The sequence below is a fragment of the Variovorax sp. RKNM96 genome (assembly GCF_017161115.1).
Lineage (GTDB): Bacteria > Pseudomonadota > Gammaproteobacteria > Burkholderiales > Burkholderiaceae_C > Variovorax.
This window is the reverse complement of sequence record NZ_CP046508.1, coordinates 1,799,253-1,820,204: the sequence shown is the minus strand read 5'-3', so window position 1 is coordinate 1,820,204 and position 20,952 is coordinate 1,799,253. Positions and strand designations below refer to the sequence as shown.

The window sequence follows — 20,952 nt, the reverse complement described above, 5'->3', positions numbered from 1 at the left end:
CACGCGACATGGCCACCCGGCCAGCGACACGCTGAAAAGCCTGCGATTATAGCCCGCTACGCGTTTTCTCCGAATTTTCGGCCCCGCGCCGTCTCTTTTTCACCCATGACCCTCTCCATTCGCCCCAGCCGCGACGACGACGTCGCGGCCATCACGGCCATCTATGCCCACCATGTGCTGCACGGCACAGGCACCTTCGAGACCGAGGCGCCCTCGGCCGCCGACATGGCCGCGCGCCGCGCCGACGTGCTGGGCAAGAACCTGCCCTACCTCGTCGCCGAGGAAGATGGCCAGGTGCTGGGCTTTGCCTACTGCAACTGGTTCAAGCCACGCCCGGCCTACCGCTTTTCGGCGGAAGACTCGATCTACATGTCGGAGTCAGCACGCGGCAAGGGTCTGGGCGCCAAGCTGCTGGCGGCGCTCTCGCAGGCGGCAGAAGCGGTCGGCGTGCGCAAGCTGATCGCGGTGATCGGCGATTCGGCCAATGCCGGCTCCGTCGGCGTGCACCGCAGCCAGGGCTTCACGCACGTGGGCGTCCTCAAGGACTGCGGCTGGAAGTTCGGCGAATGGCGCGACGTGGTCCTGATGGAAAAGGTGCTCGGCGAAGGCAGCACGACAAAACCCGAATGAAAAACAAAACTACCGCAGCCTGGCTCTCTTTCCTCGGCGGCCCGCTCGGGCTGCACCGCTTCTACCTGCGCGGCATGGGCGATTTGCTGGGCTGGCTGCTGCCCATTCCGACGGCGCTCGGCATCTACGGCATCGAGCGCGTGCGCATGTACGGCGTGGACGACGGCCTGAGCTGGGCGCTGATTCCCTTGCTGGGTTTCACGATCGCCGGCTGCGCGCTGACCGCCATCGTCTACGGCCTGATGTCACCCGAAAAGTGGAATGCCCGCTTCAACACCAGCGCCCCGGAAGACGCCGCGCCGGGCCAGACGAACTGGTTCACGATCGGCGCCGTGGTGCTGTCGCTCTTCTTCGGCAGCACGATCCTGATGGCCAGCATCGTGTTCAGCTTCCAGCGCTACTTCGAGCACCAGATCGAAGAAGGTCGCAAGATCTCCCAGTAGCCGTCAGAACAGCTGCATGCTGAGCCAGTAGGCGATCGCGGCCACAAAGGCCGACGCCGGGATCGTGAAGATCCACGCCCACACGATGTTCCCCGCCACGCCCCAGCGCACCGCGCTCGCGCGCTGGGTGGAGCCCACGCCGACGATGGCGCCGGTGATGGTGTGGGTGGTCGACACCGGGATGCCCAGCGCCGTTGCCAGGAACAGCGTCAGCGCGCCGCCGGTCTCGGCGCAGAAGCCGCCCACGGGCTTCAACTTGGTGATCTTCTGGCCCATCGTCTTCACGATGCGCCAGCCGCCGAACATGGTGCCCAGCGCGATCGCGGCGTAGCAGCTCACGATGACCCAGGTGGGCGGCGTCGCGTCGCTGGCCGCGGCGTAGCCGGTGGCGATCAAGAGCATCCAGATGATGCCGATGGTCTTCTGCGCATCGTTGCCGCCGTGGCCCAGGCTGTAGGCACCCGCCGAAACCAGCTGCAGCCGCCGGAACCAGCGGTCCACCCGCGAGGGCGTGGCACGCCGGAAGCCCCAGGCCACCGCGATCATCATCAGCGAACCCAGCAGGAAGCCCAGCAGCGGCGACACGAAGATGAACGCCACCGTCTTCCAGATGCCCGAGGCCACGAGGCCTGTCGTGCCGGTCTTGGCGATCACCGCGCCCACGATGCCCCCGATCAGCGCGTGCGACGAGCTGCTCGGGATGCCGTAGTACCAGGTCACCAGGTTCCAGCTGATGGCGCCGATGAGCGCACCGAACACCACGTGCACATCGACCACGCCGGGCTGGGCGATGCCCTTGCCCACCGTGGCCGCCACGCTCAGATGGAAGATGAAGATCGCGATCAGGTTGAAGAAGGCCGCGAACACCACGGCCTGCCCCGGCTTGAGAACCCCGGTGGAGACCACCGTCGCGATCGAATTGGCGGCGTCGTGGAACCCGTTCATGAAGTCGAACAGGATCGCCAGCGCGACCAGCACTATCACCACCCAGAGGGCGACCTGAACCGTTGCCATCGATGGCTACCCGCTCAGGAGTTCTCGAGGACGATGCCCTCGATCACGTTGGCCACGTCCTCGCACTTGTCGGTGATCGTCTCGAGCAGCTCGTAGATCGCCTTGAGCTTGATCACCTCGCGCACATCGGGCTCCTCGCGGAACAGCTTGCTCATGGCGCTGCGCATCACGCGGTCGGCATCCGATTCGAGGCGGTCGATTTCCTCGCAGGTCTTGAGCACGGCCTCGGCCACGGCCGGGTCGGCGATCTTGCCGAGGAACTTGACGGCGTCCTTCAGGCGGTCGCAGCACTTCACGCTCAGGGCCGTCAGGCGCACGATCTCGTCGGTCATGTGGCGCACGTCGTACAGCGCCATGGTCTCGGCCGAGTCCTGGATCAGGTCGGCCACGTCGTCCATCGTGTTGATGAGCTTGTGGATCTGCTCGCGGTCGATGGGCGTGATGAAGGTCTTGTGGATCAGCCGGTTGACGTCGTGCGTCACGCGGTCGGCGGCGCGCTCGGCGTTGTCGACGTCGCGGTTGTACTGCTCCCGCAGGTGCACGTCGCTGTAGTTGGCAACGAGTTGCTCGAAAGCCCTCGCCGCCTCCACGATGCGCTCGGCGTGCTGGTTGAACATCTCGAAGAAATTGCCCTCGCGGGGCAGCAGCTTGCCGAACATGGAAACTCCTGGGGTGCGCCAATCACAACTTGATGACGCCTTCATGAAAAAACCGGCGAAGTTTAACGGGAGCGACGACCGCACCCTGACCAGCCTGCTTTCAGGACCGCCGGAATGCCCGCGATTCAGCCCGGCAGCCGCAATACCGGCAGGTGCCAGCCGCCGTAGATCCCACCCATCCGGAGCGCCACGATCAGCAGCACGCCCACGTGGAAAGCCCACCGCCGGGGCATCCGGGCGGCTTGCAGCAGCAGGTAGGCGGCGATGCCCGCGATGGCCGCGGAACCGTAAATGCCGCTGCTCAGCAGCAACGGGATGCGGGCGGTGAACACGTCGCGCAGCAGGCCGCCGGCCGCGCCGGTCATGGTGCCGACCAGGATCACGATGGCGGCCGGCAGGCGTCTCTCTTCGGCAATTTGCGCCCCGGTGATGGCGAACAGCGCCAGCCCGAGCGCATCGGCCAGCGCCAGGGCGTGCTCGGGCATCGGCAGCAGATGCACCCAGGCGATGGTGAGCGCCACGGCCGCCAGGATCACGTAGACATAGCGGGTATCGCGGATCCAGAACACCGGATGGCGGTCGAGCAGCAGGTCGCGCAGCAGGTCGCGCAGCGTGCCGCCACCCACCGCGGTGACCGAGGCGATCACCACCACGCCCAGCCAGTCGAGGCCCGCATGGCCGGCGCCCAGCGCCCCACTGACCGCGAAAACCGCCACGCCGGCGAGATCGAGGACGTAGAGCAGCACGGCCTTGGGCCTTGTCTTCAGACGATGCGCTTGACCACCTGCCCCGTGACGCGTGCCAGCGCCGCGCGCGGCACCTTGTCGGGGGCGATCTCGGCGAGCGGCTTCAGCACGAAGGCGCGCTCGCGCATGCGGGGATGCGGCAGGGTCAGCGTCGGTGTGTCGATCACCGAGTTGCCGTGCATCAGCAGGTCCAGATCGAGCGTGCGCGGCGCATTGGGGAACGGCCTTTCGCGGCCGGCCTGCGTTTCCAGGCGCTGCAATGCCACGAGGAATTGCTCGGCATCCAGGCCGGTGCGCACGGCCACCACGGCGTTGACGAAATCGGGGCCTTCGGCATCCACCGGCTCGCTGCGATAGAGCGACGAACGGGCGGTCACCGTGGTGCGTTGCAGCGCGCCGATGGCGGCCATGGCAGCCTTCACCGAGGCTTCGGCATCGCCCAAGTTGGCGCCGATGGCGACGAAGGCCTGCACCGTCGGGTAGTCCTCGCGCGGACCGCGGGGGCGGCTCGTGGGGGCGCGGGTGGGCGCACGGCGTGCGGGAGGGCCACTGGGTGGTCCCTTCCTGGCGCCTGCCGGCGGGGGCCTGGCACCGCCCGCGCGCGGCGGTGCGGCCTTGGCCTTGTCACTGGTCCTGGGGTTCTTCTTGCCGTCCTTCGGCTGGTCGGACGCGCTCATTCGCCTGCGGCGCTCCCGCCGCCCTCACCACCACCGCCACCACCTCCGGTGCGGGGCTTGCGGCGCCTGCGGCGCTTGCGCGCCGCAGGCGCCTCGCCATCGGGCGGCACGGCGCCGGCCTCGACTTCGACTTCTTCGTCCTCTGCCGAATCCTGGGCCTCGGCCGGGCGCTGCCGGCCGGCCGGCTCGCTGCGCGGCTTCGGCGGCGGCGGGGTTTCGCGCACACGCACGCGCTGGCGGGTCTTCTGCTCGTCGCGCACCTGCTCGAGCAGGTCCTGGCGGCGCACATCGTCGGCGGTGCTGAATTCCTGCCACCACTCGGCAATCGCTTCGCCGACCTCGCCCACGTCGGCGCGCAGCCGCATGAAGTCGAAGGCGGCGCGAAAGCGCGCCTGCTCGACCAGGCTGTAGGGCGTGGAGCCGGTGCGCTTGTCGAAGCGCGGCTGCATCATCCAGATCTCGCGCATGTCAGCGGCCAGCTTGCCGCGGCCCGACACGTCGCCGATACGCGAATTGAACACGTCGTCGATCGCATCCTGCAGCGCCGGGAACGGCGGCTGCGGCCGCTGGCCGTGACGACCTTCCTGGCGCTGGGCCCAGCCGTCGCGCACATCGGCCCACAGCACGCAGGCCAGCAGGAAGCTGGGCGCCACGGGCTTGCCTTCACCCACGCGGCGGTCGGTGTCCTGCAGGGCCGCCTTCACGAACGGCTGGTCGGCACGCTCGACCACCACATCCAGCAGCGGATAGATGCCGGTGGAGAGCCCGAGCTTGCGCAGTTGCTCGACCGTGGCGATGGCATGGCCGGTCTGCAGGAGCTTGAGCATCTCGTCGAACATGCGGCTTTGCGGCACATCGGCCAGCAGCTTGCTCGACTCGATCAGCGGCGCGGCGGTCTTGGCTTCCATCTTGAAGCCCAGCGCCGCAAGCTTGGCCGAGAAGCGGATCGCGCGAATGATGCGCACCGGGTCTTCGCGGTAGCGGGTGACCGGGTCGCCGATCATGCGCAGCGTGAGCTTCTGGGCGTCCTTGATGCCGTTGTGATAGTCGACCACCACCTGGTTGGCCGGGTCGTAGTACATGGCGTTGACGGTGAAGTCGCGGCGCGCCGCGTCTTCTTCCTGCGGACCCCAGACGTTGTCGCGCAGCACACGGCCGCTGGCGTCCACGGCGTGCTTCATGCTCGCGAGCTCGCCCTTGCTGGTGCGCTCGTTGCCGGCCACTTGCTCGGCGGCGGCGCTGTCCATGTAGGCACGGAAGGTCGAGACCTCGATCACCTCGTGTTCGCGGCCACGGCCGTACACCACGTGCACGATGCGAAAGCGCCGACCGATGATGAAGGCGCGGCGGAACAGCGACTTGACCTGCTCGGGCGTGGCATTGGTGGCCACGTCGAAGTCCTTGGGGCGCAGGCCCAGCAGCAGGTCGCGCACCGCGCCGCCCACCACATACGCCTCGTAGCCCGCCTGCTGGAGCGTGGTGACCACGTTCTTCGCGCGTTCGTCGACCAGGGCCGGATCGATCTTGTGAACCTCTGCCGGCACCTCCTGGCGCTTGCCGAAGCGGCTCTTGCCCTGTGCGCTGCCGGCGGATTTGCCCAGCAGCTTGTCGATGAATTTCTTGATCATTGGTTGTGAAAGCTCTTCTTATTCGTTTTCGAGCATGGATCGGATCAACGGGATGGTGATCGCGCGTTGTGTCTGGAGGGCGTAGCCGTCGAGCTGGGTGAGCAGCTCCATCAGGCTGCCGAGGTCACGGCTGAAGCGGTGCAGCATGAAATCGAGCACGTCGTCGGACAGCATCACGCCGCGCGCGTCGGCCGCCTGGCGCAGCACCGCGCGGCGCTCGGTTTCGCTCAGCACCTGCAGGTGGAACACGTGGCCCCAGCCCAGGCGCGTGCGCAGGTCCTCGCGCAGCGGCAGGTCGGCCGGCGGCAGCGCGCCAGCGGCGACCACGCCGCGCTGCAGGGTCTGGGCGTTGACGAACCAGTTGAAGGCCGCGTGCTGCTGCACGGCGGTGTAGAGGTGCACGTCGTCGAGCAGCACGGCGCCCCAGCGCTCGTCGAACTCGGGCGGCTCCAGCAGGCCCGCGTGCAGCCAGCCCACGCTCGCGCCCTGCTCGCGCAGTGCGACACGCACCGATTCGAGCAGATGGGTCTTGCCACTGCCGCCTTCGCCCCAAAGATAGGTAGGCACCGGCGAGTGCAGCGCAGGGCTGCCGGCGCTGCCCACCCACACTTGCAGGTGGCGCAGCGCCGCCTCGTTGGGGCCGGCAAAAAAGGCGTCGAAGCTGGGGCCCGTCGCAATGCCGATATCGAGCGCGAGCTGTTTCATCCCGGGAAGGTTCATGGAGGGGGCCGCTGGGGCCCTTAAAATCAACAGGAATTCTATCGGCCCGGCCGCTCCGGTTGCCGGCGCCTCTACCACCCCGCCTCTTGTGGGCTCTCTTGTTCGCTTTCGCACACCCATGACTTCCCCTACGCCCACCCCGCTCAGCTACAAGGATGCCGGTGTCGATATCGATGCCGGCGACGCGCTGGTCGACCGCATCAAGCCCCTGGCCAAGAAGACCATGCGCGAAGGCGTGCTGGCCGGCATCGGCGGTTTCGGCGCCCTGTTCGAGGTGCCCAAGCGCTACAAGGAGCCGGTGCTGGTGAGCGGCACCGACGGCGTGGGCACCAAGCTCAAGCTGGCTTTCGAATGGAACATGCACGACACCGTCGGCATCGACCTGGTGGCCATGAGCGTCAACGACGTGCTGGTGCAAGGCGCCGAGCCGCTCTTCTTCCTCGATTACTTCGCCTGCGGCAAGCTGGACGTGGACACCGCCGCGGCGGTCGTCGGCGGCATCGCCCGCGGCTGCGAGCTCTCGGGCTGTGCGCTCATCGGCGGCGAAACCGCCGAAATGCCCGGCATGTACCCAGCCGGCGAGTACGACCTGGCGGGTTTCGCAGTCGGCGCGGTCGAAAAGTCGAAGATCCTCACCGGTCAGAACGTGAAGCCCGGCGACGTGGTGCTCGGCTTGGCTTCGGCCGGCGTGCATTCCAACGGTTTCAGCCTGGTGCGCAAGGTGATCGAGCGCGCGGGCGCCGACCTGCCCGCCACGCTCGACGGCAAGCCCTTCCGCGAAGCCGTGATGGAGCCCACCCACCTCTACGTGAAGCCGGTGCTCGAGGCGCTGGCCAAGCACCCGATCAAGGCGCTCGCCCACATCACCGGCGGCGGCCTGCTCGAGAACATTCCGCGCGTGCTGCCCGAAGGCACCGCCGCGCACCTCAAGAAGGGCAGTTGGCCGCAGACCGAGCTCTTCGCCTGGCTGCAGAAGGTCGCCGGCATCGACGACATCGAGATGAACCGGACCTTCAACAACGGCATCGGCATGGTCGTGGTCATCGATGCGGCCGAAGCCGCCGCCTGCGCCGCCACGTTGCGCGCGTCGGGTGAAAAGGTGCACGAAATCGGCGTCATCGCCGAGCGCGGCGCAGGCACCGCAGTGGTCGTCGGCTGATTCCCCAAGACCCCGCAACCACCCCGAGCAGCGCACCCGAACCCCGGATGGCCAAGAAGCCGCAACCCACCTTCACCGCCGCCGCACCCGCGGCGCCCATCGTCCGGTCCACGGCCTCGCGCGGCGTGATGCTCGCTAGCTACCTGCTGATGCTGGGCGCGCTGATGCTCGTGATGTGGGAGCACCTGCTGCCAGGTCTCATCTGCGTATGCATCGGCTTCCTGGTCACGCGCTGGCTCGCCCGCCTGCTCGAAAAGGGCCTGCTGCGCATTCCGGCCATGCGCGCGAGTGCCGGCGGCTGGGCCGGGGTGCTGGCGGTGATCGTGGTGCTGCTGGCCCCGGCCGCGCTGGTCACGCTGGGGCTGTCGCAGGCGCGCGAGTACATCGTCGATGCGCCCGATCAGTACCGCGAACTGCTCGACTACACCGCACGCACGGTGCTCGAGCTGCGCTCCAAGCTGCCGCCCGACATCGCGACCTACCTGCCCGAAGGGGCGGCCGAGATCCAGCGCGTGATCGCCAACTATCTGCGCGCGCAGGCCGGCTCGCTCGCGATGGCGGGGCGCGCCTGGCTGCACGGGCTGCTCTTTTCCTATGTGGGGCTGATCGTCGGCAGCCTGGCCGCCGTGGCGGCGGCGCCCCTGCGCCGCAAACCCCTGGCCGAGCAATTGCACCAGCGCGTGGAGACCTTCGGCGAGGCCTTCGCCCAGATCGTGGCCGCCCAGTTCTGGATCGCGGCCTTCAACACGCTGCTGACCGCCATCTTCCTGCTGTTCCTGATGCCGCTGTGGGGCGCGCACCTGCCCTACACGCCGGCGCTCATCACGCTCACCTTCCTGGCCGGGCTGGTGCCGATCGTGGGCAACCTGGTCTGCAATTCGGTGATCACGCTGGTGGGGCTGTCGGTGTCGCCGATGACGGCGGCCGCCTGCCTGATCTTCCTGATCGTGATCCACAAGGCCGAATACGTGATCAACGCCAAGGTGGTGGGCGCCCGCACGCAGATGAGCGTGTGGGAACTGCTCGCGGTGATGTTCGTGGCCGAGGCGGTGTTCGGGCCGGCCGGGCTGGTGGCGGCGCCGCTGTACTACGCCTACCTGAAGAAAGAGCTGCAGGCCGCATCGCTGGTCTGACCGCCTTTGCAGGGCAGCGATGTCCTGATCTGATCGGTTCTGGTCCGCTTCGGCGCGGACCGGGCCCTGGCAACGCACAAGAATTGGCGGCATCATCCACTTCGCTTCTGCGAGCCAGCCACCGCCATGAAAACCTGTCTGATTGTGATCGACGCCCAGCAATCGTTCCGCCATCGCGGGTACTGGAACGAGGGCGTCGCAGCGCCCTACTTCGCCGCCCAGAACGCGCTGATCGAAGGCGCCGTGGCAGCCGGCCTGCCGATCGTGCGCATCTTCCACGTCGACGAGCCGAGCCATGCGAGCAACCCCTTCGCCGTCGAATCGGGCCACATCCATCCCATCGACGGGCTCGTGGCGTTCGAGGCCGCGGCCACCTTCACCAAGCACCGCCACAGCGCGCTGGTCAACAGCGGGCTCGATATCTGGCTCACCGAGAACGGCATCCGCCGGCTGATCGTGAGCGGCGTCCGCACCGAGCAGTGCTGCGAAACCACCACCCGCCACGCCTCGGACCTCGGCTGGGAGGTCGACTACGTGACCGACGCCACGCTGACCTTCGACATGGTGCAGCCCGATGGCCGGCCGCTGCTGGCGGCCGATATCAAGTCGCGCACGGCCGCCGTGCTGGCCGGGCGCTTCGCGACGATCTGCAGCGTGCCTCAGGCGCTGGAACGCGCGGGCGCGGCGGCATGACTCCCTTGCACGTGCTGATCCTGGCCTACGACGGCGTCGAGGCACTCGACTTCGCCGGCCCCTTCGAGGTGTTCACCACCGCCAGCCGCGTCAGCCAGCGCATGCAGCCGGGTACGGCGGCGCCGTTCGAGGTCGCTTCGGTCGCGCTCGCGCCGAGCGACCAGCCCGTGCAGGCGCGCGCCGGCCTGCAGCTGCTCGCCGACCACAGCATCGCAAGCAACCCGGCCGCCGACGTACTGATCGTCCCCGGCGGCGTGGTCGATGCGCCGATGGCGAGCCCCGAAACCCTGCGCTGGATCGCCGATTGCGCGGTCGGCACACAGATCGTTGCCTCGGTCTGCACCGGCGTCTTCCTGCTCGCCAAGAGCGGCGTGGTCACGCAGGAGGCCGTCACGACGCACTGGGAAGACATCGCCGACCTGCGCGTGCAGTTCCCCAAACTCGACGTGCGCGACGACGTGCGCTGGGTCGACACCGGCCGCATCGTCAGTTCGGCCGGTATCAGCGCGGGCATCGACATGAGCCTGCACCTGGTCGAGCGCCTCGCGGGGCGCGCGCTGGCGGAGCGCACGGCACGCCAGATGGACTACGCATGGACCCACAACACCAGCCACCCATCCGCGTAGTCTTCGTGCTGCTCCCCGGCAGCCTCGTGCTCGACTGGGCCGGGCCGGCCGAGGCGCTGCGCATCGCGAACCAGCGGCTGCTGGCGTCGGGCCAGCCCGAGCGCTTCGCGATCGAATTCGCGAGCCCGCGGCCGACATCCATGGCGTCGGTCGGCGTCGCGCTTGCCGGGCTCTCGCCCTTGCCCACGCGGTGGGACGGGCCGGCCTGGGTGGTGCTGGTCGGCCTGCCCGGCGACACCATCGCCATCGACAACCCCGAGACGCAGGACCTGCTGCACTGGCTGCGCGGCCAGCGCTTCGAGCGCGGCCGCGTCGAGCTGGTCACGGTCTGCGCGGGCGCGGTGCTGGCGGCGCATGCCGGTGCGCTCGCGGGACGGCGCGCCACCACGCACCACCATCACCTGGACGAACTGCGCGCGATCGAGCCGCGCTGCGACGTGGTGAGCAACCGCGTGTTCGTGATCGATCCGCCGCTCTACAGCAGCGCGGGCGTCACGACCGGCATCGATCTCGTGCTGCACCGCATCGCCGAGACCTGCGGCGAGGCGCTCGCGGCCCAGGTGGCGCAGACGATGGTGGTGGCACTGCGGCGCGGCCCGCACGATCCGGAGCTCTCGCCTTTTCTCGCCTACCGCAACCATCTGCACGCCGCGCTGCACCGCGTGCAGGACGCCGTGAGCGAGCAACCGCAGGCCGACTGGAGCGTGCCGCGGATGGCGGATGTGGCCCACACCTCGGCGCGGCATCTCACGCGGCTTTTCGTGGAGCATGCGGGCGTGGCGCCGCTGGCTTATCTGCGGCGGTTGCGGCTCGCAGCCGCGCAGCTGGCGCTGTCGTCGGGCGCGAGCGTCACGCGGGCGGCGGAGCTGTCGGGCTTCGGCTCCGACACACAACTGCGCCGGGCGTGGCACCAGTTCGGGCTGCCCGGCTCGCCATCGGACGCGAACGCCGCACTGAAAGCCTGACGGTCAGCCTGTGCTGGCCCGCGCACGCGCGCGCAGCAGCGCCTGCTCGCGCGTGTTGCGCGTGAGCGAGGCGGCGCGCTCGAACTCCTTGCGCGCCTCCTCGCGGCGGCCGAGCTTGAAGAGCAGGTCGCCGCGCACCGTCGGCAGCAGGTGGTAGCCCTTGAGCGCGGGCTCGTCCATGAGCGCATCCACCACTTCGAGCCCCGCGGCCGGCCCGAAGGCCATCGAGAGCGCGACGGCGCGGTTGAGCTCGACGATGGGCGAAGGCGCGAGCTCGGCCAGCGCGTCGTAGAGCGCGGCGATGCGCGGCCAGTCGGTTTCGTCGGCGGTGCGCGCGCGGCCGTGGCAGGCGGCAATGGCGGCCTGCAGGGCGTAGGGACCGAGCGCGCCGAGTGCTTCTGCGCGCGCGAGGCCTGCGAGGCCGCGGCGGATCAGCATCTGGTCCCAGCGCGCGCGGTTCTGTTCGAGCAGCAGCACCGGCTCGCCCGAGGCGCCGACGCGCGCAGCCGTGCGCGAGGCCTGGATTTCCATCAGCGCCACGAGGCCGTGCACCTCCGAGGCATCGGGCACCAGTTCGGCCACGATGCGGCCCAGGCGCATGGCCTCGTCGCAAAGCGCGGGGCGCATCCAGTCGTCGCCGGCGGTGGCCGAATAGCCTTCGTTGAAGATGAGATAGAGCACCTCGAGCACAGAGGCCAGCCGCACTTCGAGTTCGTGTCGGCGCGGCACCTCGAACGGCACGCGCGCCTCGAGCAGCGTGCGCTTGGCACGCACGATGCGCTGCGCCACCGTGGCTTCGGGCACGAGGAAGGCACGGGCGATCTCGTCGGTCGTGAGGCCGCCCATCAGCCGCAGCGTGAGCGCCACGCGCGCCTCGGTCGAGAGCACCGGGTGGCAGGCGGTGAAGACAAGGCGCAGGAGGTCGTCGCCGATGTCGTCGTCCAGCGCCGCATCGACCGCCTCGGCGAAATCGGCCTGCGCCATCTCGTGCTGCGCGTCGAGTTCGCGGCCGATCTCGGGCGCCTTGCGTTCGGCCAGCTGGCCGTGGCGCAGGCGGTCGAGGGCGCGGTGCTTGGCCACCTGCGTGAGCCAGGCGGCGGGGTTGTCGGGCACGCCGGCCCCGGGCCATTGTTCGAGGGCGGCGACCAGCGCGTCCTGCGCCAGTTCCTCGGCCAGGCCCACGTCGCGCACCATGCGCGCGACGGTGGCGATGATCCTGGCCGACTCCATGCGCCAGACGGCGTCGATGGCGCGGTGGATGGCCGTGTCGTGCCTGTCGCTCACGCTACAGCCCCTTCGTTTCCGCGCATCGTGCGCGATAGCATGCGGCCATGAAACGATGGCTCCTGATCCTGTGCCTCGTCCTGGGCGGCGCCCAGGCCGCCGAGGTCGAACGCAACAGCCTCGGCATGGCCTTCGTCAGGTTGCCGGCCGGCGAATTCATGATGGGCAGCGACGAGAAGCCCGAAGCGCTGGCTGCCGCCTATCCCGAGCTGCCCAGGGAGCGTTTCACCCAGCTCGGCGACGAAGGCCCGGTTCACCGGGTGCGCATCACGCACTCGTTCTGGATGGGCCAGCACGAGGTGACGGTCGGCCAGTTCCGCCGCTTCGTCGAAGCCTCGGGCTACGTGCCGGAATCGATCGCCGACGGCACCGGCGGCTACGGCTGGCGCGCCGACTACGACCCGGCCAAGACCCGGCGGGGTGATGCTTTCGAAGGCCGCGATCCGCGCTACTCCTGGCGCAACCCGGGCTTCGCACAAGGCGACGACCACCCGGTCGTCAACGTGACCTGGAACGACGCACAGGCGCTGGCCGCATGGTTGAGCAAGTCCGAGGGCAAGCGCTACCGTCTGCCGACCGAGGCCGAGTGGGAGTACGCCTGCCGCGCCGGCACCCGCACCCGCTACAGCACGGGCGACGATCCGCAGGCGTTGGTGCGCGCGGCCAACGTGTTCGATGCGCGCACCGCCAGGTATTGGCCGCGCTGGGACCCGATGGCGCTGAAGGGCGACGACGGCTTCGCGTTCACCGCCCCGGTCGGCAGCTTCGCGCCGAACGCCTGGGGCCTCTACGACATGCACGGCAATGCCTGGGAGTGGGTGGCCGATTGGCATGGCGACGAATACTACGCGGCCTCCCCGGTCGACGACCCGCAGGGCCCGGCCGAAGGCAGGGTGCGGGTGCGCCGCGGCGGCTCCTGGCACACCTGGCCCTTCTACGCCCGGTCTTCCTATCGCAACTGGAACGCGCCGGACACGCGCTACACGCTCGTGGGCATCCGGCTGGTCCGGGAAGACTAGGAAGAACCGGGAAGGACCTACTTCTTCACCGTCTGCATCGACGGGAAGCTCTCGGCCACGGCCTGCAGGTCGGGCGAGAAATCCTCCAGTTCCTGGATCTGCCGGACCTCGATGACCTCGTTCTCGCCGCCCGGGCAGCGCGTGGCCCATTCGATGGCCTCGGCGCGCGAGGCGACGTCGATGACCCAGTAGCCGCCAAGCACTTCCTTCACTTCGGCGAAAGGGCCGTCGACCACCTTGGCCTTGCGCCCCGGAAAGCTCACGCGCGCGCCCATCGAGGGCGGATGCAGGCCGTCGCAGCTGATCAGCACGCCGGCTTTCTGCAGGGATTCGTTGTAGGCCATCATCGCGGCCATCGCCTCGCGGTCCTCGGGCATCGTGCCGGGTGCGGCCGTCTCGTAGCCGTGGGGAATCATCAGCATCATGAATCGCATGGTGTGTCTCCTTGGGATTCGACGGGCTCAGCCGGCAGCGCCGGTGCGCTTGGCGGATTCGGCGCGCAGGCGGTCTTCCTGAGCGAGCAGTTCGGGCGTCATCGAGTCGCCGAAGTCGGTGGCTTCGAACACCTGGCGGATCTCGATCTCGCCTTCCTGGAAGGGGCTGCGCTTGATCCACTCGATGGCTTCTTCCTTCGACTTGACCTGCAGCAGCCAGAAGCCGGCCAGCAGCTCCTTGGTTTCGGCGAAGGGCCCGTCGATGACGGTGCGCTTCAGGCCTTCGCAGCGCACGCGCGCGCCCTTGGAGCTCGGGTGCAGGCCCTCGCCCGCCAGCAGCACACCGGCCTTGACCAGTTCCTCGTTGAACTTGCCCATCTCGGTGAGGATTTCGGTGCTCGGCATCACGCCCGCTTCGGAATCCTTGTTCGCCTTGACCAGAATCATGAATCGCATGTCGTTTCTCCTGAAGGTTGATGAAATCGGGAGCCGCTGAATTTGCGTGCTCCTGTACTCACGTCGGACGAACGGAAGCGGGATCGACACGTTCGCATCGGTCCAGTTGTAATTTTGTGTTTCAGAAATTCAGGGCAGATAGCCGCAGAAGCGCAGCACGTGGCCATCGGGTTCGCGGATCGCGAATTCGCGCAGGCCCCAGGGCTGGGAGATGGGCGGCTCGATCACCGTCACGCCGCGCTTCACATACGCGGCGTGCAGGCCGTCGACGTCCTTGCCCACGTGGATGACGATTTCGCCGCGCCAGGACGGCGTGCCGCGCGTGTTGCATTGCCAGAGGCGCAGGTAGACCGGGTCGCCGTGGCTGCCGTCGCCTTTTTTCACGCGCGCATAGCTGGGCGGTTCGCCGGCGATGAAGTCGAGCTCGAAGCCCAGCACGTCGCGAAACCAGCGCGCGGCCCGCGTGACGTCCGACACCGGCAGCACGGGCTGCACGCCGTGGAATTCGTGCAGGGTGCCCAGGTCGGGCACCGCGCCGCCCACGCCGCTCAGGCCGGCCTTGGCGGTCATCCGTTGGCCGTTCGGCGCAATGCGGCCACGCGTTCGGCGATGGCGTCGATGTCCAGGGCGTCCTCGGCGTGGGTCAGGTAGACCTCGAGGTCGCGCACCGCAAGCGCGGTGTTGCCCTGCTCCGCGTGCGCGATGCCGCGGTCGCGGTACTCGCCCCAGGCGCTGGGCAGCAATGCGATGAGACGGTCCTGCACCGCGATGGCGCGCTGCCAGTCTTCCTGCGCGCGGTGCACTTCCTTGAGGTTGCGCAGCATGCGGCCGATGATCTCGCGCGAACTGGCCGGCTGCAGGTACAGGCCCAGCGGCACGTCGAAATCGCCGACCAGCCCGTTGCTGCGCTTGTAGGGCTCCAGCCGCTCGCCCAACTCTTCGCGCGAGAGCGACTTGCCGGTGAACGGATCGATCACCACCTGGCCCTTGGGCAGGGTGACCTTGAGCATGAAATGCCCCGGAAAGCCGATGCCGCGCGCCTGCAGGCCCAGGCCCTGCGCCAGTTCCATCCACAGCACCGCGAGCGAAATAGGGATGCCGCGGCGGGTGCGCAGCACGGCGTTCAGGTAGCTGTTGTCGGGGTCGTAGTAGTCGTTGACGTTGCCGCCGAAGTTCAGGTCGTTGAAGAAGAACTGGTTCAGCGCGCGCAGCCGGGCAAGCGGTGCGGCATCGGCCGGCAAACGGCGCTTCAGGCGGGCGAGGAGCTGGTCGACATCGCCGAGGATCTGCTGGACGTCGAGCTCCGGGTACTCGTCCTGCGCCAGGCTGGCGGCGGCCTCGAGCAGCGGGAAGTGGTCATCGCTCTGGACGAGCGATTCGAAATATTCCAGAGCGGTGGGGACCTGAAATGTGAACGTCATGTGTCTTTGTAGAGGAGCATCCGGGGAGCGTCAAGGCGGGACACATGCGTATTGCCAGGTATCGCCACGCGGCTCAACGGCGCATGAAGCTGCGCAGCCGCACCCCGACCGCCGCCAGGATGGCGAAATAGATCACCGCGGCGCCCGCAACGAGCGCAGCCAGCAGGCCGATGCGGTGCAGGGGCTGCGCGCGCAAGCCGATCCAGTTGAACCAGTTCGCGCCCCACACCAGGAAAGCCGCCAGCACCAGCGTGCCGGCCAGCACCTGCAACGTGAACTTGCCCCAGCCGGGTTCCGGCTTGTAGCTGCCGCGGCGCACGAGACCCACCAGCAGCCAGGTCGCATTGACCAGCGCGCCGATGGCGATGGTGAGCGTGAGCGCCGCATGCTGCAGCACCGGCACCAGGAAGAAATTGAGCACCTGGGTGAAGACGAGCACGCCCACCGCAATCAGCATCGGCGTGCGCGTGTCCTGCTTGGCGTAGTAGCCGGGCGCGAGGATCTTGATGGCCACGATGCCGATGAGGCCCACGCCGTAGCCCATCAGCGCCAGGGTGGTGCGCTTCACGTCCTCGTCGCCGAAGGCGCCGTTGTGGAAGAGCACGGCGACCAGCGGCTGCGCAAAGAGCAAAAGCGCGATGGCACAGGGGGCCGAGAGCAGCACCACGAGGCGCAGGCCCCAGTCGAGCAGCGACGAATAGCGCGCGTCGTCCTTGGCGGCGCGGGCGCTGGCCAGTTGCGGCATCAGCACGACGCCGAGCGCCACGCCGAGCATGGCGGTCGGAAATTCCATCAGGCGGTCGGCGTTGGTCACCCAGGTCACGCTGCCGGTGGCCAGGTGCGAGGCGATCTGCGTGTTGATGAGCAGCGAGATCTGCGCCACGCTCACGCCCAGCAAAGCGGGGAGCATCAGCTTCATCACCTTGCGGGTGGTCGGGTCGGTCCAGGCGGCGCGCAGCGCCTTGAAGCTCGCGCCGACGCGCGGCATCAGGCCCAGGGCGCGCAGCGCCGGAATCTGTATCGCCAGTTGCAGCACCCCGCCGACCAGCACGCCCACGCACTGCGCATAGATCGGCTCGATGCCGTAGTGCCGGAACAGCGGCGCGCCGGCCACGATGGAAAGGATCAGCGCCAGGTTCAGCAGCACCGGCGACGCCGCAGGCACCGCGAACTTGCGCCAGGTGTTGAGGATGCCGCCCGCCAGCGCCACCAGCGACATGAAGCCGATGTACGGGAACATCCAGCGCGTCATGACGACCGCCGCGTCGAAGCCGTTCAGGCCGCTGGCCATCGCCCAGACCAGCAAAGGCGCTCCGACCACGCCGGCGACGCACACCACCAGCAGGGTCCAGGTCAGCAGCGTGGCGACGTGGTCGATCAGTCCCCTGGCGCCCTCGTCGCCCGCTTCCGTCTTGCGCCCGGCCAGCACCGGCACGAAGGCCTGGCTGAAGGCGCCTTCGCCGAAAACCCGCCGGAACAGGTTCGGGATGCGAAAAGCGACGTTGTAGGCATCGGTCAGCGCGCTGACGCCGAACATCGAGGCGAAAAGCACGTCGCGCACGAGGCCCGTGATGCGCGAGGCGAGGGTCAGGAGGGAGACGGTGGAGGCGGATTTGAGCAGGGACACGGGGGCGAGTGTAGGGCCCCGAAAGCGCGCGAAATGGCCCGATTCGGAGGAAAAGCCGACCCGGCCTATAATGGAGGGCTTTGCTGCATCATCCTCAGACACCTAAGGAACTAAATCATGGCATCCGCCAAGCCCAAGAAAAAGAACCCGCGCCTCGCCTCCGGCCGTAAGCGCGTCCGCCAGGACACCAAGCTCAACGCTGCGAACACCTCGCTGCGCTCCAAATACCGTACCGCGGTCAAGAACGTCGAAAAGGCTGTTCTGGCTGGCGACAAGACCAAGGCAAGCGAACTGTTCGCGAAGGCCCAGAGCATCGTCGACACTGTCGCCGACAAGGGCATCTTCCACAAGAACAAGGCAGCCCGCGACAAGAGCCGCCTGTCGGCCAAGGTCAAGGCCCTCGCCCTCGCGCCTGAAAAGGCCGCCGCCTGACACCTGTCAGGCAAGCCCGGACCGGAATTCTCCAGTCCGCCGTTTGATCGGGGTGCGCTGCAGCAAAGTGTAAAAAACCGCCTTCGGGCGGTTTTTTCATGGGCGCTCGGTTTTGTCGGGTCAGTCGGCTTTGGGCGGCTCGACGGGAATCACCGGTGCAGCAGGGTCCGAGCGCACCACGGCGGCCACCGGGGTCTGCGCGGCCTTCGGCACGGCCGGTGCGGGCGGCGCAGGGGACACCTCGGACACCTGCAGGTCGTTGTCCTTGGCGAAGTTCACGCAGAAGTCCCAGGCCATGGGCTCGGCATCGCGCAGGTCGCGGTTCACGATCACGCACTTGACCCCGTTGATGGTGGTCGGCTCGCACCACGGCGAATAGCTCAGGTAGCTGCCCGGAAAGGCGCCGCCGGGCCGGAAGGAGCTCATGACGCCGGCCAGCCGCTCGGCCCAGTCGCTGGGGCGGAAAGTCCGGCCATCTCGGGTGATGCCCTGGATGAATATCTCTTTGGCGGTGGGGGAAATCATCGTTGAATGAAGCGACCCGAGCAGGTGCTGCGGTGCAGCAACGGATTCTATCCGGGGCACTTTTTGCATCCTGAAGGGCTGGCATTGCTGTGATGCGGAATCCTCAACGAAGCCGTCAAACCGCACGCCTAGAATCCGCGTTCCCTATCTGGAGAACCCAATGAGCGCTACCGCCCAACCCACCTCGCCCCACGTCATGAACACCTACGGTCGCCTGCCGATCGCACTGTCGCATGGCCAGGGCTGCCGAGTCTGGGACACCACGGGCAAGGCCTACATCGATGGACTGGGCGGCATCGCCGTCAACACGCTGGGCCACAACCACCCCGAGCTGGTACCCGCGCTGCAGGACCAGCTGACCAAGCTGATCCACAGCTCCAACTACTACCACGTGACCGGCCAGGAACAGCTCGCCGCCAAGCTGACCGAGATTTCGGGCCTCACCAACGCCTTCTTCTGCTGCACCGGCCTCGAAGCCAACGAAGCTGCCCTGAAGCTGGCGCGCAAGTTCGGCCACGACAAGGGCATCGAGCGCCCCGAAATCGTCGTCTACGAAGCCGCCTTCCACGGCCGCAGCATCGCCACCCTCTCGGCCACCGGCAACCCCAAGGTGCAGGCCGGCTTCGGCCCGCTGGTCGAGGGCTTCATCCGCGTGCCGCTGAACGACATCGAGGCGCTCAAGAAGGCCACCGAAGGCAACCCGAACGTGGTCGCCGTGTTCTTCGAGACCATCCAGGGCGAAGGCGGCATCAACCCGATGCGCGTGGACTACCTGAAACAGGTGCGCCAGCTCTGCGACGAGCGCGACTGGCTCATGATGATCGACGAAGTGCAGTGCGGCATGGGCCGCACCGGCAAGTGGTTCGCCCACCAGTGGGCGGGCATCAAGCCCGACGTGATGCCGCTGGCCAAGGGCCTGGGCTCCGGCGTGCCGATCGGCGCCGTGGTGGCCGGCCCCAAGGCCGCCAACATCTTCGGACCGGGCAACCACGGCACCACCTTCGGCGGCAACCCGCTCGCGATGCGTGCCGGTGTGGAAACCATCCGCATCATGGAAGAGCACAAGCTGCTCGAGAACGCCGCCACCGTGGGCGCGCACCTGAAGGCCGCGCTGGAACGTGAAATTGGCGGCCTGCCGGGCGTGAAGGAAATCCGCGGCCAGGGCCTGATGCTCGGCATCGAGCTCGACCGTCCCTGCGGCGTGATCCTGAACCGCGCCTGCGATGCCGGCCTGCTGCTGAGCGTGACCGCCGACAAGGTGATCCGCCTGGTGCCGCCGCTCATCCTGAGCATTGCCGAGGCCGACGAGATCGTCGCGATCCTCGCGCCGATCGTCAAAAACTTCCTGTCGGAGCCTGCCGCGCAATGACGACCGCCACACCGCCAGCCATTCGCCACTACCTGCAGTTCGCCGATCTCTCTGCGGATGAGTACGTCTACCTCTTCGATCGCATGGCGATCATCAAGAAGAAGTTCAAGACGTATGAAAAGCACCAGCCGCTGGTCGACCGCACGCTGGCCATGATCTTCGAGAAGGCCAGCACGCGCACCCGCGTGAGCTTCGAGGCCGGCATGTACCAGCTCGGCGGCAGCGTGGTGCACCTGACCACCGGCGACAGCCAGCTGGGCCGCGCCGAGCCCATCGAGGACAGCGCCAAGGTCATCAGCCGCATGGTCGACATCGTGATGATCCGCACCTACGAGCAGACCAAGATCGACGCCTTCGCCGCGCACTCGCGCGTGCCCGTCATCAACGGCCTGACCAATGAGTTCCACCCCTGCCAGATCCTGGCGGACATCTTCACCTACATCGAGCACCGCGGCTCGATCCAGGGCAAGACGGTGGCCTGGGTGGGCGACGGCAACAACATGGCCAACACCTGGCTGCAGGCGGCCGAGATCCTGGGCTTCACGGTGCATGTGAGCACGCCCAGCGGCTACGAGGTCGACCAGTCGATCGCGGGCATCCGCTCGGGCGACAGCTACAAGGTCTTCAAGGATCCGATGGAAGCCTGCCGCGGCGCCGACCTCGTCACCACCGACGTCTGGACCAGCATGGGCTATGAAGCCGAGAACGAGGCGCGCCGCAAGGCCTTCGCCGACTGGTGCGTGGACGAGGACATGATGCGCATCGCCCAGCCCGGCGCCCTCTTCATGCACTGCCTGCCCGCGCACCGCGGCGAGGAAGTGCAGGCCGAGGTCATCGACGGGCCGCAGTCGGTCGTGTGGGACGAAGCCGAGAACCGCCTCCATGCCCAGAAGGCGTTGATGGAGTTCCTGCTGCTCGGCAAGCTCTGAGCAACTGAAGAAGAAGGCGCAGCCGCGTGTCCCATTGCCAGCAATGCGGCGCCTGCTGCGCCAGCTACCGCGTCGACTTCAGCGTGCATGAACTCGACGACAACGGCGGCCGCGTGCCGTCGGGCCTTGCGGTCGAGGTGAACGACGCCCTCTGCCGCATGCGCGGCACCGACCACACGCCGATGCGCTGCGCGGCGCTCACCGGAAAGATCGGCCAGGCGGTGGCCTGCGGCATCTACGAATGGCGCCCCAACCCGTGCCATGAGCTGCAGTCCGGCAGCGACGCCTGCGAGCGGGCGCGCGCCCGGCATGGGCTGCCTTCGCTCTCGTCGCTGGATTCCTGAGCCACATCATCTCGTCACA

At 68.0% G+C, this 20,952-nt stretch carries 25 protein-coding genes; 12 read left to right on the top strand and 13 right to left on the bottom strand.

Features of this window, described 5'->3' with window-relative positions; all coding sequences use genetic code 11:
* Positions 1 to 105 precede the first annotated feature (105 nt).
* Both GNX71_RS08235 and GNX71_RS08230 read left to right on the top strand, forming a co-directional pair.
* The gene (locus tag GNX71_RS08235; RefSeq protein ID WP_206177867.1) at positions 106 to 630 is read left to right on the top strand and encodes a GNAT family N-acetyltransferase; all 525 of its coding nucleotides are present in this window, start codon (positions 106 to 108) and stop codon (positions 628 to 630) included.
* Positions 627 to 1,073 (top strand): hypothetical protein, encoded by a 447-nt coding sequence (locus GNX71_RS08230; RefSeq protein WP_206177866.1) that lies wholly within the window; start codon positions 627 to 629, stop codon positions 1,071 to 1,073. The genes GNX71_RS08235 and GNX71_RS08230 overlap by 4 nt, the downstream gene beginning before the upstream one ends.
* 3 nt (positions 1,074 to 1,076) lie before the next feature.
* Here the strand turns inward: GNX71_RS08230 and GNX71_RS08225 are convergent, their stop codons facing one another.
* From GNX71_RS08225 to hda, 6 genes are all read right to left on the bottom strand, one after another.
* On the bottom strand, positions 1,077 to 2,087 hold the full coding sequence (locus GNX71_RS08225; protein ID WP_206177865.1) for an inorganic phosphate transporter: 1,011 nt from the start codon (positions 2,085 to 2,087) through the stop codon (positions 1,077 to 1,079).
* A gap of 14 nt (positions 2,088 to 2,101) precedes the next feature.
* Entirely contained in the window at positions 2,102 to 2,746 is a 645-nt protein-coding gene (locus GNX71_RS08220) for a DUF47 domain-containing protein (protein ID WP_124463399.1), read from the bottom strand.
* A 125-nt stretch (positions 2,747 to 2,871) separates the two neighbouring features.
* Positions 2,872 to 3,492 carry a TRIC cation channel family protein gene (locus tag GNX71_RS08215; RefSeq protein ID WP_206177864.1) on the bottom strand — a complete coding sequence of 207 codons (621 nt, stop codon included), beginning with the start codon at positions 3,490 to 3,492 and terminating at the stop codon, positions 2,872 to 2,874.
* 17 nt (positions 3,493 to 3,509) lie between these two features.
* On the bottom strand, positions 3,510 to 4,169 hold the full coding sequence (folK, locus tag GNX71_RS08210) for a 2-amino-4-hydroxy-6-hydroxymethyldihydropteridine diphosphokinase (protein ID WP_206177863.1): 660 nt from the start codon (positions 4,167 to 4,169) through the stop codon (positions 3,510 to 3,512).
* Entirely contained in the window at positions 4,166 to 5,797 is a 1,632-nt protein-coding gene (gene pcnB / locus GNX71_RS08205) for a polynucleotide adenylyltransferase PcnB (RefSeq protein WP_206177862.1), read from the bottom strand. Before pcnB ends, folK begins: the two co-directional genes overlap by 4 nt.
* An 18-nt stretch (positions 5,798 to 5,815) precedes the next feature.
* Positions 5,816 to 6,502, bottom strand: coding sequence for a DnaA regulatory inactivator Hda (hda, locus tag GNX71_RS08200; protein WP_041942819.1), 687 nt, complete (start codon positions 6,500 to 6,502; stop codon positions 5,816 to 5,818).
* A 133-nt stretch (positions 6,503 to 6,635) separates the two neighbouring features.
* Between hda and purM the strand changes: the two genes are divergently transcribed.
* From purM to GNX71_RS08175, 5 genes are all read left to right on the top strand, one after another.
* A complete protein-coding gene (gene purM / locus GNX71_RS08195) occupies positions 6,636 to 7,676 on the top strand; it encodes a phosphoribosylformylglycinamidine cyclo-ligase (protein ID WP_206177861.1) in 1,041 nt (346 codons plus the stop codon).
* Positions 7,677 to 7,723: 47 nt separating this feature from the next.
* Complete coding sequence (locus GNX71_RS08190; RefSeq protein ID WP_206177860.1) at positions 7,724 to 8,809, top strand: AI-2E family transporter; 1,086 nt, start codon at positions 7,724 to 7,726, stop codon at positions 8,807 to 8,809.
* Positions 8,810 to 8,935: 126 nt separating this feature from the next.
* On the top strand, positions 8,936 to 9,502 hold the full coding sequence (locus GNX71_RS08185) for an isochorismatase family protein (protein WP_206177859.1): 567 nt from the start codon (positions 8,936 to 8,938) through the stop codon (positions 9,500 to 9,502).
* Positions 9,499 to 10,128, top strand: a complete 630-nt coding sequence (locus GNX71_RS08180) for a DJ-1/PfpI family protein (RefSeq protein WP_206177858.1) — start codon at positions 9,499 to 9,501, stop codon at positions 10,126 to 10,128. Before GNX71_RS08185 ends, GNX71_RS08180 begins: the two co-directional genes overlap by 4 nt.
* The gene (locus tag GNX71_RS08175; protein WP_206177857.1) at positions 10,095 to 11,093 is read left to right on the top strand and encodes a helix-turn-helix domain-containing protein; all 999 of its coding nucleotides are present in this window, start codon (positions 10,095 to 10,097) and stop codon (positions 11,091 to 11,093) included. The genes GNX71_RS08180 and GNX71_RS08175 overlap by 34 nt, the downstream gene beginning before the upstream one ends.
* A gap of 3 nt (positions 11,094 to 11,096) precedes the next feature.
* On the opposite strand, the gene GNX71_RS08170 is transcribed toward GNX71_RS08175, so the two are convergent.
* Entirely contained in the window at positions 11,097 to 12,323 is a 1,227-nt protein-coding gene (locus GNX71_RS08170; protein ID WP_206179383.1) for an RNA polymerase sigma factor, read from the bottom strand.
* A 101-nt stretch (positions 12,324 to 12,424) separates the two neighbouring features.
* Between GNX71_RS08170 and GNX71_RS08165 the strand changes: the two genes are divergently transcribed.
* Complete coding sequence (locus tag GNX71_RS08165; protein WP_206177856.1) at positions 12,425 to 13,396, top strand: formylglycine-generating enzyme family protein; 972 nt, start codon at positions 12,425 to 12,427, stop codon at positions 13,394 to 13,396.
* A 17-nt stretch (positions 13,397 to 13,413) separates the two neighbouring features.
* Here GNX71_RS08165 and GNX71_RS08160 read toward each other — a convergent pair whose 3' ends face one another.
* From GNX71_RS08160 to murJ, 5 genes are all read right to left on the bottom strand, one after another.
* Positions 13,414 to 13,830 (bottom strand): YciI family protein, encoded by a 417-nt coding sequence (locus GNX71_RS08160; protein WP_206177855.1) that lies wholly within the window; start codon positions 13,828 to 13,830, stop codon positions 13,414 to 13,416.
* Between the two features lie 27 nt (positions 13,831 to 13,857).
* The gene (locus GNX71_RS08155) at positions 13,858 to 14,286 is read right to left on the bottom strand and encodes a YciI family protein (protein WP_206177854.1); all 429 of its coding nucleotides are present in this window, start codon (positions 14,284 to 14,286) and stop codon (positions 13,858 to 13,860) included.
* 129 nt (positions 14,287 to 14,415) lie between these two features.
* A complete protein-coding gene (locus tag GNX71_RS08150; protein ID WP_206177853.1) occupies positions 14,416 to 14,856 on the bottom strand; it encodes a VOC family protein in 441 nt (146 codons plus the stop codon).
* On the bottom strand, positions 14,853 to 15,707 hold the full coding sequence (locus GNX71_RS08145; RefSeq protein ID WP_206177852.1) for a tetratricopeptide repeat protein: 855 nt from the start codon (positions 15,705 to 15,707) through the stop codon (positions 14,853 to 14,855). Before GNX71_RS08145 ends, GNX71_RS08150 begins: the two co-directional genes overlap by 4 nt.
* A 73-nt stretch (positions 15,708 to 15,780) precedes the next feature.
* Entirely contained in the window at positions 15,781 to 17,334 is a 1,554-nt protein-coding gene (gene murJ / locus GNX71_RS08140; protein ID WP_206177851.1) for a murein biosynthesis integral membrane protein MurJ, read from the bottom strand.
* A 117-nt stretch (positions 17,335 to 17,451) separates the two neighbouring features.
* On the opposite strand from murJ, the gene rpsT reads away from it, so the two are divergent.
* Positions 17,452 to 17,766, top strand: coding sequence for a 30S ribosomal protein S20 (gene rpsT, locus GNX71_RS08135; RefSeq protein WP_007831346.1), 315 nt, complete (start codon positions 17,452 to 17,454; stop codon positions 17,764 to 17,766).
* A 120-nt stretch (positions 17,767 to 17,886) separates the two neighbouring features.
* On the opposite strand, the gene GNX71_RS08130 is transcribed toward rpsT, so the two are convergent.
* Positions 17,887 to 18,291 carry a DUF3579 domain-containing protein gene (locus GNX71_RS08130; protein WP_206177850.1) on the bottom strand — a complete coding sequence of 135 codons (405 nt, stop codon included), beginning with the start codon at positions 18,289 to 18,291 and terminating at the stop codon, positions 17,887 to 17,889.
* Between the two features lie 160 nt (positions 18,292 to 18,451).
* On the opposite strand from GNX71_RS08130, the gene GNX71_RS08125 reads away from it, so the two are divergent.
* Genes GNX71_RS08125 through GNX71_RS08115 form a run of 3 tightly spaced genes read left to right on the top strand, consistent with a single transcriptional unit; the run spans position 18,452 to position 20,933 of the window.
* Complete coding sequence (locus GNX71_RS08125) at positions 18,452 to 19,660, top strand: aspartate aminotransferase family protein (protein WP_206177849.1); 1,209 nt, start codon at positions 18,452 to 18,454, stop codon at positions 19,658 to 19,660.
* Positions 19,657 to 20,589 (top strand): ornithine carbamoyltransferase, encoded by a 933-nt coding sequence (gene argF / locus GNX71_RS08120; protein WP_206177848.1) that lies wholly within the window; start codon positions 19,657 to 19,659, stop codon positions 20,587 to 20,589. The genes GNX71_RS08125 and argF overlap by 4 nt, the downstream gene beginning before the upstream one ends.
* Positions 20,590 to 20,615: 26 nt before the next feature.
* On the top strand, positions 20,616 to 20,933 hold the full coding sequence (locus GNX71_RS08115) for a YkgJ family cysteine cluster protein (RefSeq protein WP_206177847.1): 318 nt from the start codon (positions 20,616 to 20,618) through the stop codon (positions 20,931 to 20,933).
* The last annotated feature ends 19 nt before the right edge of the window (positions 20,934 to 20,952 follow it).